This window comes from Brevibacterium sp. H602, assembly GCF_051172395.1.
Classification (GTDB): domain Bacteria; phylum Actinomycetota; class Actinomycetes; order Actinomycetales; family Brevibacteriaceae; genus Brevibacterium.
The window spans coordinates 65,795-80,505 of the sequence record NZ_JBPIZD010000008.1 but is presented as its reverse complement, the minus strand read 5'-3'; the positions used below and the strand labels follow the sequence as shown (position 1 = coordinate 80,505).

Below are 14,711 nucleotides of genomic sequence, written 5' to 3'. Positions count from 1 at the left end.
GTGCGGTACCGCCGACTCCCGAAATGTGATCTCGGTGAAGCCGCGGGGCCATGCCGGGGCAGTTGTGCGGCCGACGAGGTCTGACTTGTTACCGTTATTGCTTCAGTTCATCCTCGGCAGGAGCAATGCGTGTCTACTTTCTTCGACGGTCCCGAATTCCACGGAATGGCAGCGGGCGGCAAAATCAGCCACGACCCCGGAATGTCCGATCGGATGATGCGGGAGCTGGCGCCGTTCCTCAAGGCCGAAGGAATCGACATCGATGATCCGAATGCGGACTTCACGGAAGCCGAATTCCACGCTGCCATGGAGAAGGCGCAGGTGGAATACAACCGCCGCCTGTTCACCCCGGTCGGTGCCCACCGCGGACTGGCGCTGGGGAAGCTGCGCTCCTTCGCCCTTGCCTTCGCCGAAGGCGATACCAAGCGCGCCGAGGCTGTTGTGGCTTCTCTGCCCTCTGACCCCCAGGACTTCAGCCCGAGCGTCGCGCAGGTGACCGGGGCGGCGATGGGCCTCCTCGACGAATGGTTCACCGACGACGTGCACGGACCGAAGCTCGGCGGAGTGATGGCACCGAAGTGGTCGGTGAAGAAGTCCCGTGCCGTGGCCCGCGACATCCTGGCGCTGGCACATAAGGGCCGCGTCGTCGACAGCCTCGATCGCCTCATCGCCAGCAACAGCGGACGTCCCGTCCTCGAGGGCTCCATGCTCGCCGTAGCCGCCGCGGTCGTGCGGTTGACCAAGCGAAACAAGGTCTCGGAGCAGGACGTCGTCGACGAGCTCATGCCACTCAACGGTTATCCTGAACCGGTTGAAGGCACCTACGGCTCCGCCGGCCGCGTGATCCAAGACGCCCAGGAAGCCGAGGACGGCCCTGCTGCAGAACAGGACCTGCCGGAGTGGCTCGGCGGATCGAGCGCCGAGGCGAGTGCACAGGCGAATCCCCACGCTGACCCGCAGGGCATCGATGCACGAATGGACGAGGTCGAGAAGACCGTCTACGAGATGCCGCTCTACCAGCGCTTCCGCGACTGGTTGGCCGAGACCTACGATGATGTCGACGAGGACTCAGAGGTCTTCGACATCGCCCATCTCCTGTTCTGCATCGCCGTGTCCTCCCGCGCAGATATCGACGAACCGGAGGGGATCGACGACCTCCTCGATCTCCTTGAAAGCTTCGCAGTCGACGGACAGGAGGAAGCGGAGAAGACCGATGGCGAATCGCCTTCGACGGTGATCTTCCTCGACAGCCTCGAAGCTCTCGACAACTATCTCCGTTTCCGCATGGACACCGACGAGAATCCCGAACGCTGGAGTGCCGCCCGGGCCCGCGCCGAGGCCGCGAGCATGCGCACCGATCCGCTGCCTTCGGCCCTGATGGCCGCCGTCGAAGCCAATGCGCTGAGCGAGGAACAGCTCGCAGCACCGATGCCGAACAACCGCCTCGTCGAGGGCGTGGCCGGCATTCTCGACTGGATCGGCGACTCCCGCCCCCTGACCGGTACGGGACGGGTGAAGCGAGCCGATATCGCCGAGGCGGCCGGAAAGTTCGGCATCAACGCCGTCGGAGTCGCGTCGAACGCTCGGTACGAACATGGCGTGAACTATGCGCGCAGCGCCGACGAGGTGCCCGTCCTCGAAGCGATGTGGGCCGTGATGCAGAGCGCCGAGATCACCGAGATCACCGGCACCAAGGTCCGCCCGGGAAACGCCGCCGACGAGTGGAAGAAGGGCGAGGTGAGCGCGGATACCGCACTGCCGGTCATCGGCGCCTTCATCTACGAGCGGCTGCTCGACGTGATCAACCTCGTTCCCGGAGAGGACTACGGCGCCCCGGCGATCACGATCGCCCAGCGCCTCATCGAGATCCTCACTCCCGACTCGGCACCCGAACGCCCCGAACTCGACCTCGGCGAGGTGCGCGGCGAACGGCTCGTCACGCTCTTGGCAGACGAGCTGCAGGAGCTCACCGAGCTCGGACTCCTGACGGCCGACGGAGACACACTGTCCGTCGAGCCGGTGTACAAGCGCATCGTCGCCGGCGCCGCGCTCATGCTGCTGTCGGGGCCGCGCAGCTGAACGGTGACTGCCGCACAGGCAGCGCGACCGAAAAAGTCTCCATCGATCTGTTGTGTACTCACGATCCTCGGGTTAGGCTAACCTGTGAGAATTACGCAACGCTGATCTTTCCTAAGGCGGTTGACACGCTAGCTTGAAGTGTTGGATCCGGCGCCTGCGGTTTTCTCTGTTTCACGTCAAGAAGCCCTCGGCACAAATTCCGGTGCCGGGGGCTTCGCTCTGTCAGGGGGTGAGTGCCCTATCGGGTGGAAGCGCCGCGGTCCTCAGCCGGCGCCAGGACGGTGGCCCTCGGCCTCATCGAGGATGAGGAGCGAGCGGGAGGACACGACGCCCGGGACTTCGTGGATGCGGCGGAGGATCACCTGCGACAGTGCAGTGTTGTCCGGGGCATTGACCGTCACCAGGGCGTCGATGTCCCCGCTGACGGCTTGGACCTTTTCGACGAAGGGCAGAGCGGCCAGGTCATCGCGGACCTGCGGCCAGGGGCGCTCGCCGATCTTGACGACGACGACCGCGGTCACGGTCATGCCGAGGGCCTCGCGGTCCACCTCGGCGGTGAATTTCCTGATCGCACCCGAATCGATGAGGGTGGTGAAGCGCTTATGTGCGGCGGAGCGGGAGATGTGGACGCGTTCGGCCAGCTGGCGCACGCTCAGGCGCGAGTCTTCGACGAGGGCGGCGATGATGCTGCGGTCGATGTCGTCGAGGTCGAATGCCACGGGGCGCTCCTTCACCGTTGCTGTCTGCGTCTTGCCTGCGACCTCTGCGTCCAACCTGCCCGGATGCACTCGCGCGGAGAGGCGGCGATGTCCACCGGGAGGACTGGTCGGTCTGCTTCCCATTCTAGGGCCCCGCCTCGGCGAGGGGATGACCCTGCGTCGAGGTCCCGTCGTCGACGACAGGGGAACCGCCTCGACGAGGAAAGTCCGCATGGTTGCGGAGTCCGATGCACTGGACAAATTCTGTCGATCGTTCGTACAGTTACGGAGATATCTGTGGTGCCTACCACGTACCATGGGTGATGGACATGATCGGTTCTAACCCGGACCCGGTCAACGGACGGAAATCAGCCACCTGTAGATTATGAGACGAAAGTCTCACGCAGCTGGAACTGCTTCACGAACCTAAGGAGTCATCCTTGAAGATCGCGGTGTTGGTCAAAGAGGTCCCGGATACGTACGGCGACCGCAAGTTGAACTTGGAAACCGGGCTCGCCGATCGTGGCGCCTCGGAAGCCGTCCTCGATGAGATCGGTGAGCGTGCCCTCGAGGTCGCCCTGACGCAGAAGGACTCCGACGGCGACACCGAGGTGACCGTCATCTCGATGGCGCCCGATACCGCGACTGCGACGATCCGCAAGGGTCTGGCCATGGGTGCCGACAATGCCGTGCACGTGGCCGATGAAGGCTTGGCCGGTGCGGATCTGGGTCTGACCGCCGAGGTGCTCGCCGCCGCTCTGCGCCGCGGTGAGTTCGACCTCGTCGTGACCGGCAACGTCTCCACCGACGGCAACGGCGGCATGATGCCGGCGATGCTCGCCGAGCACCTCGACTACCCGCACGTGACCGGCCTGACGACCGTCGAACTGGGCGACGGCAAGGTCTCCGGCACCCGCGCGGTCGAGGGCGGCAAGCAGCAGGTCTCGGCCGAGCTGCCCGCCGTCATCTCCATCACCGAGGCGCTTCCCGAGGCCCGATTCCCGAACTTCAAGGGCATCATGGCGGCGAAGAAGAAGCCCTTCGAGGTCATCAGCCTGTCCGATGTCGACATCGATGCTGAGGACCAGTCCGTGGCCCGCTCGATCATGGTCACCGTCGCCGAGAAGCCGCCGCGCGAAGCCGGCGAGAAGGTCGTCGACGAAGGCAATGGCGGAGTCGAACTCGCCGAATACCTCACCAAGAACCGTCTGGCCTAAGGAGAATCGCACATGTCAGAATTCCCGCAGGACTCCATTCTCGTCGTCCTCACCGCCGATGCCGAAGGCCAGCTGGAGAAGCCGGCCGCCGAACTGCTCGGCGGAGCCGCTGAGATCGGCTCGCCCGTCGCCCTCGTGCTCGCTGCCGGCAGCGCCGACGCCGCTGCCGAGAAGGCCGCCGAACTCGGCGCCGTGGCAACCCTGACCGCCGCAGCCACCGAGGGCAACCTCGGCACCGCGGCCGTCGACGCCGTCGCCGCAGCCGCGGAGCTCACTGCTCCCGACGCCGTGCTCGTGCCCAATACTCTCGACGGTCGCGACATCGCCGGTCGCTACGCTGTGCGCAGCGGATCGGCTGTGTCCGTCGACGCCACCGGACTCGAACGCGATTCCGAGGGCATTGTGGCCAACCACTCCGTCTACGGCGGCGGCTACACCGCCTCCTCGGCCCCGACTTTCGGTGCCCCCATCGTCACCGTGCGCCTGGGCTCGATCGAGGCTCGCGCCGAAGCGCAGTCCGCGAACACGCAGGCCCTGGAGGTCGCCGATTCCGGTAAGCGCTCGGCGGCGATCGATTCGTTCGAAGCCGTCGTCGAAACCTCCTCGCGTCCCGAACTGCGCGGTGCGCAGAAGGTCGTCTCCGGTGGTCGCGGCGTCGGTTCGGAGGAGTCCTTTGAGCTCGTCGGCGAATTCGCCGACACCCTCGGTGCAGCCGTCGGTGCCTCCCGTGCGGCCGTCGACGCCGGCTACATCGCCCAGTCGCACCAGGTCGGCCAGACCGGTGTGTCGGTGTCCCCGCAGCTCTACGTGGCTCTCGGCATCTCCGGCGCGATTCAGCACAAGGCCGGCATGCAGACCTCGAAGACCATCGTCGCGGTCAACAAGGACGCTGAAGCCCCGATCTTCGACATCGCTGATTTCGGCGTCGTCGGCGACCTGTTCAAGGTCGTTCCCCAGGCCATCGAATCACTGAACGAGAACAAGTCCTGATATGGCAACCTATTCCAGTTCGCTGCGCTCGGGTCTGCCCCGGGTCGAAGGCGGAGACCCCTGGCCCCCGGAGGGCACCATCGGTGAACCCTTGGAAGAGGGCGCGTCATGGCTGCCGGAGACTGCCGAGACGGAGGAACTGGATGAAGGTTCCCCCGCCGAGGCGGCCGAGTCCGATGTGACCGACGCCGAGGAATCGACGGGGGCAGAGGCTTCCGCTGAAGCGGAGGAGCCAACTGAGGACTCCGTTGAGGACGCGGCTGAGGATTCGGTCGATGAATCGGCTGACGAATCTTCGTCGGGTGCCGCTGTTGCGGCGGGCGTCGGCGCTGCCGGTGTCGCCGCTGGTGCTGCGGGTGTTGCCGCAGCCGGTGCCGATGACGCGGGTGAGTCGGCTGACTCGACTCCTGCCGGTGAGCCCGAGGCCGACGCCGCTCCCGCGGCCGAAGTGCCTCTGCGCCGTGGACTGCCGCGCGTCGAGGGCGGAGAGCCCTGGCCGCCGGAAGGTCTTGCTCCGGCCGGAGTGAAGGCCACCGGTGCCTCAGCTGCTCCTGTCGCGTCAGCTGAATCGGACGAACAGTCCTCGGCCGCCCCGGCTGCAGCTGCAGCGACGGCTGGTGCCGGAGTGGCTGCTGGCGCTGCCGTCGGCGCTTCCGGTTCGGACGATGAGTCGGCTGCGGCAGAACCTGCCGCCACTGATGCTCCCGCTGCCGAATCGGCTCCTGCCGCCGAGGTTCCACTGCGCCGTGGTCTGCCGCGTGTTGCCGGTGGAGATCCTTGGCCGCCGGAAGGCTTAGCGCCCGCCGGTGTCAAGGCCGCAGGTGGATCCGCTGTCGCTGCTGCTCCGGCAGCGGCTGCATCCGCTCCTGCCGAGAGCACTGCGGAGGAATCCGCTGCTCAGGCCGACTCTGCCGAAACACCTTCGGCTGAAACGTCAGCCGATTCCGCTTCCGAGTCCTCGTCCGCTGCTCCTGCGGCGGCCGCCGTAGCTGGTGCTGGCGTTGCCGGTGCCGGTGTGGCTGCAGCAGCTGCGAACGGCTCGGGCTCCGGAGAACTCTCCGATGTACCGTTGCGCCGCGGACTGCCCCGCACCGCCGGGGGAGACCCCTGGCCCCCGGAAGGCTTTGCTCCAGCGCACGCTGCTAAACCTGCCGCAGGCTCGGCCGCCGCTTCGGCTCCGGCTGAAGAGAAGGCCGCCGGCGCCACGTCGACCGATGCCGCATCTGCCGAGGCAGACAAGCCTGCCGAGGCCACACAGTCCGGCGAAGCCGCGAAGCAGGAATCGAAGCCGGCCGCCAAGGCCGAGGACGATTCCGCTGAGAAGAAGCCCCAGGGGCGGCGCACCGGAATCGGCGGCGTCGGTGCCGGCGCGGCAGCCGCAGGTGCGGGAGCCGCCGCCGGCGCAGGTGCCGCAGCAGCGGGAGCCGCCTCGGCGTCGGACAAGTCTTCCGGCGGAGCCGAGAAGAAGCCCGCTCAGCGCAAACCGATGGCGAAGCCCGCGGCGAAGACCACGGACAAGGCCGCTCAGCGCAAACCGATGGCCAAGCCCGCTGCGAAGGCCGACGACAAGGCTGCGGCTCGCACCGCGGACAAGCCGGCCGCGAAGACGGCACCGGCGGCGAAGGCCACATCGTCCGGTTCGGGCAGCGCCGCCTCGGCGAAGCCTGCAGCGAAGAAGGAACCGGTCATGATCGGTTCGAAGTCGCTGGGACAGTGGTCGAAGATCGTCGGGCTGGGACTCGGCGGACTCATCGTCGTGGCCGGGATCCTCATCCTCGCCGCTCGCGGTGTCACGACACTGCCGGGTGTGCCGGAGTTCCTCGAGCGCTACCCGGGCGAATACCACATCCCGGAATTCGTCGATCCCGGCTTCCCGGGCTGGGTGCGGTGGACGCACTTCCTCAACATCTTCTTCATGGTGCTCATCATCCGTTCGGGTCTGCAGGTGCGTCACCAGCAGAAGCCGCCGGCGTTCTACACCCCGAAGAAGGGTGGAAAGAAGATCAGCATCAACCTCTGGCTGCACACGAGCCTCGATCTGCTGTGGCTGGCCAATGGTGTGGTCTTCGTCGTGCTGCTCTTCGTCTCCGGGCACTGGGCACGCATCGTGCCGACCAGTTGGGAAGTCTTCCCGAACGCGCTGTCGGCGGCGCTGCAGTACGGAACGATGGAATGGCCGATGGAAGATGCGTGGGTCAACTACAACGCTCTCCAGCAGCTGATGTACTTCATCATCGTGTTCATCGCCGCCCCGCTGGCCGCGATCACGGGTGTGCGGATGAGCGAATGGTGGCCGAAGAACGCCACGACGCTGAACAAGATCTACCCGGCGCCGCTGGCGCGGGCGATCCACTTCCCGACGATGCTGTTCTTCGTGTTCTTCATCCTCGTCCACGTGTTCCTCGTGTTCACGACCGGACTGCGGCACAACCTTGGCTACATGTTCGCGGGTACCGAGATGCTCGGTTGGGCCGGACTCGTCTGGTTCCTCATCGCGATGGTCGTGGTCGTGGCCGGTTGGTTCGCCGCCAGGCCGCTGCTGCTGGCCCCGATCGCGAATCTCTTCGGACGCGTCTCGAGCAGGTAGGCGACACCGGACGCATCAGCGAAGCCCCGCACGATCGAATGGTCGTGCGGGGCTTCGCTGTGTCGGTGAGTACAGTTCCAAGGCCCGGTCGGACATGCAGTCCGGCAGGGCCTTTCGCCTGCCGCTTTCCGATTGCGCGCAGTTCTGAGCAGAAATCTCTTGACCGGGTGATCGGGACACAATAACCTTAAACGCAACGCAGTTGTAAAGAATGCAACACCGCGTTGTCACCGTTCACAACGATGGAGAAGACAATGAAGTCCGACCTCGCTCCAGAGGACAACGACGCTGTGAAATCAGATGCGTCGGCGACCGCGCAGCCGAATATCGAGCAGAAGCGGACGCTGCGGCGCGTCGTCTCCGCCAGTTTCGTCGGCAACTTCGTCGAATGGTTCGACTACGGCGTCTACGGGTATTTTGCGACGACCATTGCGATCGTCTTCTTCCCTGAGTCCGAAGGCAATCTCGCGCTTCTGTCCACCTTTGCGGTCTTCGCCGTCTCCTTCGTCGTCCGCCCCATCGGCGGCTTCATCTGGGGTCATATCGGAGACAAGATCGGACGACGTTCCGCGCTGTCCGTCTCGATTCTCATCATGTCTGTCTCGACCTTTGCGATCGGTCTGCTGCCGAGCTTCGCGGTCGCCGGCTTCCTCGCTCCGGTGCTGCTGCTCGTCGTCCGCCTCGTCCAAGGATTCTCTGCGGCAGGCGAATATGCGGGGGCCTCGGCGTTCCTCGTTGAATACGCACCACCGCGGCGACGCGGACTGTACGCGGCAGTGGTTCCCGCCAGCACCGCCACCGGATTGCTATTGGGATCGGTGCTCGCCGCAGTCCTCTCGTCGACGCTGAGCGATGGACAGCTGGAGAGCTGGGGTTGGAGGCTCCCATTCTTCCTTGCCGCGCCCATGGGACTGATCGGCCGCTATATCCGAACCCGACTCGAGGACACGCCGGCATTCCGTGAACTCGCTCAGCAGGATGAAGTGATCAAAGCCCCGGTCTTCGCCATGTTCCGGGACCACTGGCGGCCCCTGGTCATCTCGATGTGCGCAGTGCTGCTCAACGCCGTCGGGTTCTATGTCGTCCTGACCTATATGCCCACCTATCTCACGACCGAGCTCGGCTACGGGGCTGCTGAATCATTCCTCGCCACCACCATCGCTCTCGTCACCTATATCGGTTTCATCCTGCTCACCGGTCTGGCCTCGGATCGGTTCGGTCGCAAAAGGATGCTCATCATCGCGTCAGTCACTTTCATCGTCCTCACGGTGCCGGCCTTCATGCTGCTGGACGCCGGCAGCTTCACCCTCGTCGTCCTTGTCGAGATCGGACTCGGAGCCATGCTCACCCTCAACGACGGCACTCTGCCGAGCTTCCTTGCCGAGATGTTCCCGACACGTATCCGGTACACCGGGTTTGCCGTGAGCTTCAACGTGTCGAACGCCCTGTTCGGCGGCACCGCACCTTTTATGGCCACTCTGCTCATCGGCCTGACCAATTCGCATCTTGCCCCCGGTTGGTACCTCATGGCTGCGGCCGCAATCTGTCTCGGTGCAGTCATCTGCGCCAAGGAGACCTTCCATAAGCCTCTGCGCGACGTCTGAAGTCGTCCAGAACCCCACCACACCGCCGCGGCACCGAGATGGCGGTGTCGAACGAATAGGAGAAACCCATGACCACCTTTGCTGACAACGCCTCCGTCGCTGACCTTGAGCGGCTCAAGGTCCTCCACAACGGGTCCAAGACACCGCTGACCTTCTCCGATGGGGAGATGGAGCGGAGACTGACCGGACTGCGCGCCATTATGGCCGAGAAGGAGCTCGACGCAGTGGTCCTCACCTCTTATCACAACATCAAGTACTACTCGGACTTCCTCTTCACCTACTTCGGTCGCTCATATGCCATGGTCGTCACGGCCGACGACACGGTGACGATCACCGCGAATATCGATGCAGGCATGCCGTGGCGAACCAGCTACGGGGAGAACATCGTGTACACGGATTGGCGTCGTGACAACTACTACTACGCGATCCAGGAGGGCCTGCGTCAGCGCGGAATCGGAAACCCGCGCCGTCTCGGCGTCGAAGACGACAACCTGCCCCTCGAGAATCGCAACAGGCTCCAAGATGCCTTCCCTGCAACGGAACTCGTCGACATCTCGAAGGAGTCGATGCGCCAGCGGATGATCAAGTCACCCGAGGAGATCGAGGTGATCAAGCACAGCGCTCGAATCGGCGACCTCGGCGGTGAGGCGATCAAGGCCGCCATCACCGAAGGCATCAGCGAGTACGAACTCGCGCTCATCGGCACTGAGGCGATGACTCATGAGATCGCTAGGACGTTCCCTGACCAGGAAATCCGTGATACCTGGGTGTGGTTCCAATCGGGTATCAACACCGATGGCGCGCACAATTGGGCGACGACCCGCAAGATCCGAAAAGGTGACATCCTCAGCCTCAACTGCTTCGCCATGCCGACCGGCTATTACACCGCGCTGGAGCGCACACTCTTCTACGGAGAGCCCGACGCTCGGTCGCTCGAGCTGTGGAACGTCAACGTCGAAGTGCACAAGCGCGGAATCGAACTCATCAAGCCCGGAGCTGTGTGCAAGGACATCGCCGCCGAACTCAATGAGATCTACTTCGAGCACGGACTCTTCGAAAACCGCACCTTCGGGTACGGACACTCATTCGGAGTGCTCAGCCACTACTACGGGCGTGAGGCCGGGCTTGAACTGAGAGAAGACATCGAGACCGTCATCGAGCCGGGAATGGTCATCTCCATGGAGCCGATGATCACCATTCCCGAGGGGCAGCCGGGTGCCGGCGGTTACCGCGAACATGACATCGTCGTCGTCGGGGAAAGCGGTTCCGAGGACATCACGAAGTTCCCGTTCGGGGCCGAACACAACATCATTCCGGCCTGAGGCACCGGCTGGCGAATATACTCGCACCATGTCCCGACAATCGCCTGACAACCCACGCCGCGGTGCCTCGGTCATCGAAAACACCGTCGCCATCCTGCGCTGTTTCGCGCCGGACCGGCAGGAGCTCGGTGTCACCGAGATCGCACCGCGCGTGGGGCTGCACAAGAGTTCGGTGTCGCGGATTCTCGCCTCGCTCGAGCAGGAGGGGATCGTCGAACAGGCGCCGTCCAGGCGGTATCGGCTGGGTCTGGGAATCATCGCGATCGCGGGCCCTCTGTTGGCCGATCTTGATGTTCGCAGGGCAGCGTATCCCATCCTGCAGGCACTCACGCGGGCCACTTCCGAGACGAGTGCGCTGATGGTGTGGGACGGCGCCGAGGCGGTCACCGTCGAACAGGTTCCAAGTCCCGAGCCGGTCAAGCATACGTCCAGTCTGGGGTCGCGATATCGGACGGAGGGAAGTGCCTCGGTGAAGGTGTTCTGCGACGCCGGCGACGGCCCGGATCGCACCGGCGGTCCCCGCTATGCACTCAACGATGCCGAGACCTCTCCGCACGAGGTCGGCATCGCCGCACCCGTGCACGACCATCGCGGTGAAGTGGTCGCGGCCGTCCTCATCGCCGCACCGAAGTTCCGCACCGATGCGACCCGCATCGCCGAGCTCGGCGAACACTGCGTTCAGGCGGCGGAGCGGGTCTCGCTGCGCCTCGGTGGTTCAGGGCGGCGGCGACTCTGAATCTGTGTGCGATGACGGGACCGTGAAGCGCGGGTCCAGTTCTGGCTGGGCTCAGCGCAAGGTGGCGCGGACGGTCTTGTCGAACTCGCGGACGTGCTCGGCGGCGCGGGCGGCCACGGTCTGTTCGTCCCCGTCGAGGATCGCCTCAAGCAGATCGATGTGCTCGCGGATGTGAGTGACGAGATCCGGGATCCCCGGGATGACGAGGCACCAGATGCGCGTGGCCAGATCGTCGAGGCGGATGAGGGTCTCCGATAGGTGCGGATTGTCCACCGAGCTGTAGATGAGGCGGTGGACATCGAGATCGCGTTCCATGAGGGTCCGCTGCTCGTCGGTCGCCTCGAGTGCCTTGAGACCGGCGATCGCTGCCGTGAAATCCGCGCGACGCTCCGGCGTGAGGTTGCGAGCCGCGCGCCTGGCGGCGATGGGCTCGAGGGCCTCCCGCATCTCTGAGATCGTCGATAGGTCGGTGAGATCGACATTGGTGGCGAAGGTGCCGCGCCGCGGGTAGGACACGACGAGGTGATCGCGCTCGAGGCGCTTGAGGGCCTCGCGGATCGGCGTGCGGCCGACCTCGAGTTCGGCACTGAGGGCCGCCTCGTTGATCGGATCGCCCGGAGCGATGTCGAGCATGATGAGCCGGTGCCGCAGGATCTCATAGGCGTGATTCGCCAAGGACGTCGTCGGCGACGTCGCGTCGGCGGATGTGCTCATGCGAAGACTCCCCATAATCTCTGCGGCAGATGTATTGCGTCGGCTGGAATTCTCTGCATACACTACAGGAACGCACCTGATATATTAGTTGCCGATCAGCCGGGAAGGACTGATCGCAACAGGTCGAAGGAGATCCATGACAGAGCAACTCGCAAACCCCGCCGAAGCCGGCACGGCCAGTGCCCCGACGGGCGCTTCCGCTGGGGCCTTCCCCAGCCGTGAACCCGTCGAACTGAGCACCTCGATCGCTGAACTCGATCCGCAGGTCGCCGGATTCATCGACGCCGAACTGGCCCGGCAGCGCGAGGGCCTGGAGATGATCGCCTCGGAGAACCACACCGCCTCGGCCGTCATGGAAGCTCAAGGGTCGGTGCTCACGAACAAGTACGCCGAGGGCTACCCGGGCCGCCGCTACTACGGCGGCTGTGAACACGTCGACGAGATCGAACGCATCGCCATCGACCGCGTCAAATCACTCTTCGGAGCCGCATACGCAAACGTCCAGCCGCACTCCGGCGCCCAGGCCAACGCCTCGGTCATGCACGCCCTCATCCGTCCCGACGACACCGTCCTCGGCCTCAACCTCGCCCACGGCGGCCACCTCACCCACGGAATGAAGATCAACTTCTCCGGCCGCCTCTACTCGATCGTCCCCTACGGCCTCGACCCCGAGACCGGACGCGTCGACATGGCCGAGGTCGAACGCCTCGCCCACGAGAACCAGCCGAAGCTCATCGTCGCAGGCTGGTCGGCCTACACCCGTCAGCTCGACTTCGCCGAGTTCCGCCGCATCGCCGACGCGGTCGGTGCCTACCTCATGGTCGACATGGCCCACTTCGCCGGACTCGTCGCCGCCGGGCTTCACCCCTCACCGGTCCCGCACGCCCACGTCGTGTCGTCGACGACGCACAAGACCCTCGGCGGCCCCCGAGGCGGCATCATCCTCACCAATGACGCGGACATCGCGAAGAAGATCAATTCCGCCGTCTTCCCCGGACAACAGGGCGGACCCCTCGAACACGTCATCGCCGGCAAGGCCGTGGCCTTCGGCTTGGCCGCCACCGACACCTTCGTCGACAAGCAGAAGCGGACCCTGGCCGGCGCCGGCGAACTCGCCCGCCGCCTGACCGAAGACGACGTCGCCGAACGCGGAATCTCCGTCCTCACCGGCGGCACCGACGTCCACCTCGTCCTCGTCGATCTGCGCAACTCGACCCTCGACGGAGCCCAGGCCGAAGATCTGCTCGCCCAGATCGGCATCACCGTCAACCGCAACGCCGTCCCCGACGACCCTCGACCGCCGATGGTCACCTCCGGTCTGCGGATCGGCACCCCGGCGCTCGCCAGCCGCGGATTCGGCAGTGGAGCATTCGCCGAGGCAGCCGACATCATCGCCGAGGTGCTCAAGGCCGGCACGGACGACAACGGAGCCAGCCCGGAGATCATCGCCGAACTGAGCGAACGCGTCACCCGACTGGCGAACGACCACCCCCTGTACCCCACACTCACCGAGATCGGAGCACGCTGATGGCTGACCAGCTTCCCGAACACCCCGACTTCCTGTGGCGCAACCCGGAGCCGAAGAAGTCCTATGAAGCCGTCATCGTCGGCGGCGGCGGACACGGCCTGGCCACCGCCTACTATCTGGCGAAGAACCACGGAATGACGAACATCGCCATTCTCGAGAGGGGCTGGCTCGCCGGGGGCAACATGGCCCGCAACACGACGATCATCCGATCGAACTACCTGTGGGACGAATCCGCCGCGATCTACGAGAAGTCCCTCAAGCTCTGGGAACAGTTGCCCGAAGAGCTCGAGTACGATTTCCTCTTCTCCCAGCGCGGAGTGCTCAACCTCGCCCACACCCTCCAGGACGTCCGCGAATCTCAGCGCCGGGTGAACGCGAACAAGCTCAACGGCGTCGACGCCGAATGGCTCGATCCGAAACAGGTCAAGGAAGTCTGCCCGATCATCAACATCGGCGACGAGCTGCGCTACCCCGTGATGGGCGGGACGTATCAGCCGCGCGCCGGCATCGCCAAGCACGACCACGTCGCCTGGGCCTTCGCCCGCAAGGCCGACGAAATGGGCGTCGACATCATCCAGAACTGCGAAGTCACCGGCATCGAACGCATCGGCAATCAGGTCGTCGGTGTGCAGACGAACCGCGGACCGATCGCCACCGAGAAGGTCGCTCTGGCCGTGGCCGGCGACTCCTCGGTGCTCGCCGACATGGCCGGGATCCGCCTGCCGATCCAGACCCACCCGCTGCAGGCCCTAGTCTCCGAACTCTTCGAACCCGTGCACCCGACCGTGGTCATGTCCAACCACGTCCACGTCTACGTCTCCCAAGCGCACAAGGGCGAACTCGTCATGGGCGCCGGCGTCGACTCCTACAACGGCTACGGTCAACGAGGCGGCTTCCACGTCATCGAGGAGCAGCTGGCCGCCGCGGTCGAACTGTTCCCGATCTTCGCCCGCGCCCATGTGCTGCGCACCTGGGGCGGCAACGTCGACGTCACCCTCGACGCCTCACCGATCGTGTCGAAGACGGAAGTCCAAGGACTCTACGCCAACTGCGGCTGGGGCACCGGCGGCTTCAAAGGCACCCCGGCGGCGGGCTTCACCTACGCCCACACCATTGCGAACGACGAACCCCACCCGCTCAACGCCCCATTCGCCCTCGACCGCTTCGAAACCGGTCACCTCATCGACGAACACGGCGCCGCAGCCGTGGCTCACTGAGCGGAAGGAAAGAGACACC

General features: G+C 65.1%; 11 protein-coding genes. 9 read left to right on the top strand and 2 right to left on the bottom strand.

Annotated features, from left to right (window positions below; translation table 11 throughout):
* The first annotated feature begins 129 nt into the window (after nt 1-129).
* Nucleotides 130-2,079, top strand: a complete 1,950-nt coding sequence (locus ACSBQT_RS07825; protein ID WP_435001369.1) for a hypothetical protein — start codon at nt 130-132, stop codon at nt 2,077-2,079.
* Nucleotides 2,080-2,342: 263 nt separating this feature from the next.
* Here the strand turns inward: ACSBQT_RS07825 and ACSBQT_RS07820 are convergent, their stop codons facing one another.
* The gene (locus ACSBQT_RS07820) at nt 2,343-2,798 is read right to left on the bottom strand and encodes an Lrp/AsnC family transcriptional regulator (RefSeq protein WP_410709433.1); all 456 of its coding nucleotides are present in this window, start codon (nt 2,796-2,798) and stop codon (nt 2,343-2,345) included.
* Between the two features lie 419 nt (nt 2,799-3,217).
* Here ACSBQT_RS07820 and ACSBQT_RS07815 point away from each other — a divergent pair, with 419 nt between their 5' ends.
* The 6 genes from ACSBQT_RS07815 (at nt 3,218) to ACSBQT_RS07790 (ending at nt 11,233) form a co-directional block, all read left to right on the top strand.
* Nucleotides 3,218-3,994, top strand: a complete 777-nt coding sequence (locus ACSBQT_RS07815; RefSeq protein WP_370035216.1) for an electron transfer flavoprotein subunit beta/FixA family protein — start codon at nt 3,218-3,220, stop codon at nt 3,992-3,994.
* 12 nt (nt 3,995-4,006) lie between these two features.
* Nucleotides 4,007-4,984: an electron transfer flavoprotein subunit alpha/FixB family protein gene (locus tag ACSBQT_RS07810; protein ID WP_139906505.1), complete on the top strand. Its 978-nt coding sequence runs from the start codon at nt 4,007-4,009 to the stop codon at nt 4,982-4,984.
* 1 nt (nt 4,985) lies between these two features.
* A complete protein-coding gene (locus ACSBQT_RS07805) occupies nt 4,986-7,571 on the top strand; it encodes a cytochrome b/b6 domain-containing protein (protein WP_410709434.1) in 2,586 nt (861 codons plus the stop codon).
* A 254-nt stretch (nt 7,572-7,825) separates the two neighbouring features.
* A complete protein-coding gene (locus tag ACSBQT_RS07800; protein ID WP_062860490.1) occupies nt 7,826-9,175 on the top strand; it encodes an MFS transporter in 1,350 nt (449 codons plus the stop codon).
* 68 nt (nt 9,176-9,243) lie between these two features.
* Nucleotides 9,244-10,497 carry an aminopeptidase P family protein gene (locus tag ACSBQT_RS07795; RefSeq protein WP_410709435.1) on the top strand — a complete coding sequence of 418 codons (1,254 nt, stop codon included), beginning with the start codon at nt 9,244-9,246 and terminating at the stop codon, nt 10,495-10,497.
* A gap of 28 nt (nt 10,498-10,525) precedes the next feature.
* Nucleotides 10,526-11,233 carry an IclR family transcriptional regulator gene (locus ACSBQT_RS07790; protein WP_435001366.1) on the top strand — a complete coding sequence of 236 codons (708 nt, stop codon included), beginning with the start codon at nt 10,526-10,528 and terminating at the stop codon, nt 11,231-11,233.
* A gap of 51 nt (nt 11,234-11,284) precedes the next feature.
* On the opposite strand, the gene ACSBQT_RS07785 is transcribed toward ACSBQT_RS07790, so the two are convergent.
* Complete coding sequence (locus ACSBQT_RS07785; RefSeq protein WP_062860491.1) at nt 11,285-11,947, bottom strand: GntR family transcriptional regulator; 663 nt, start codon at nt 11,945-11,947, stop codon at nt 11,285-11,287.
* Nucleotides 11,948-12,083: 136 nt separating this feature from the next.
* Here ACSBQT_RS07785 and glyA point away from each other — a divergent pair, with 136 nt between their 5' ends.
* Nucleotides 12,084-13,475 carry a serine hydroxymethyltransferase gene (gene glyA, locus ACSBQT_RS07780; protein WP_410709437.1) on the top strand — a complete coding sequence of 464 codons (1,392 nt, stop codon included), beginning with the start codon at nt 12,084-12,086 and terminating at the stop codon, nt 13,473-13,475.
* A complete protein-coding gene (locus ACSBQT_RS07775) occupies nt 13,475-14,692 on the top strand; it encodes a sarcosine oxidase subunit beta family protein (protein ID WP_410709438.1) in 1,218 nt (405 codons plus the stop codon). Before glyA ends, ACSBQT_RS07775 begins: the two co-directional genes overlap by 1 nt.
* Nucleotides 14,693-14,711 lie beyond the last annotated feature (19 nt).

Excerpts from the sequence above, each read along its gene's own strand:
- ACSBQT_RS07810 (WP_139906505.1), top strand. The coding sequence starts at position 4,007 with ATGTCAGAATTCCCGCAGGACTCCATTCTCGTCGTCCTCACCGCCGAT.
- ACSBQT_RS07805 (WP_410709434.1), top strand. The coding sequence starts at position 4,986 with ATGGCAACCTATTCCAGTTCGCTGCGCTCGGGTCTGCCCCGGGTCGAA.
- ACSBQT_RS07800 (WP_062860490.1), top strand. The coding sequence starts at position 7,826 with ATGAAGTCCGACCTCGCTCCAGAGGACAACGACGCTGTGAAATCAGAT.
- ACSBQT_RS07795 (WP_410709435.1), top strand. The coding sequence starts at position 9,244 with ATGACCACCTTTGCTGACAACGCCTCCGTCGCTGACCTTGAGCGGCTC.
- ACSBQT_RS07790 (WP_435001366.1), top strand. The coding sequence starts at position 10,526 with ATGTCCCGACAATCGCCTGACAACCCACGCCGCGGTGCCTCGGTCATC.
- ACSBQT_RS07785 (WP_062860491.1), bottom strand. The coding sequence starts at position 11,947 with ATGAGCACATCCGCCGACGCGACGTCGCCGACGACGTCCTTGGCGAAT.
- glyA (WP_410709437.1), top strand. The coding sequence starts at position 12,084 with ATGACAGAGCAACTCGCAAACCCCGCCGAAGCCGGCACGGCCAGTGCC.
- ACSBQT_RS07775 (WP_410709438.1), top strand. The coding sequence starts at position 13,475 with ATGGCTGACCAGCTTCCCGAACACCCCGACTTCCTGTGGCGCAACCCG.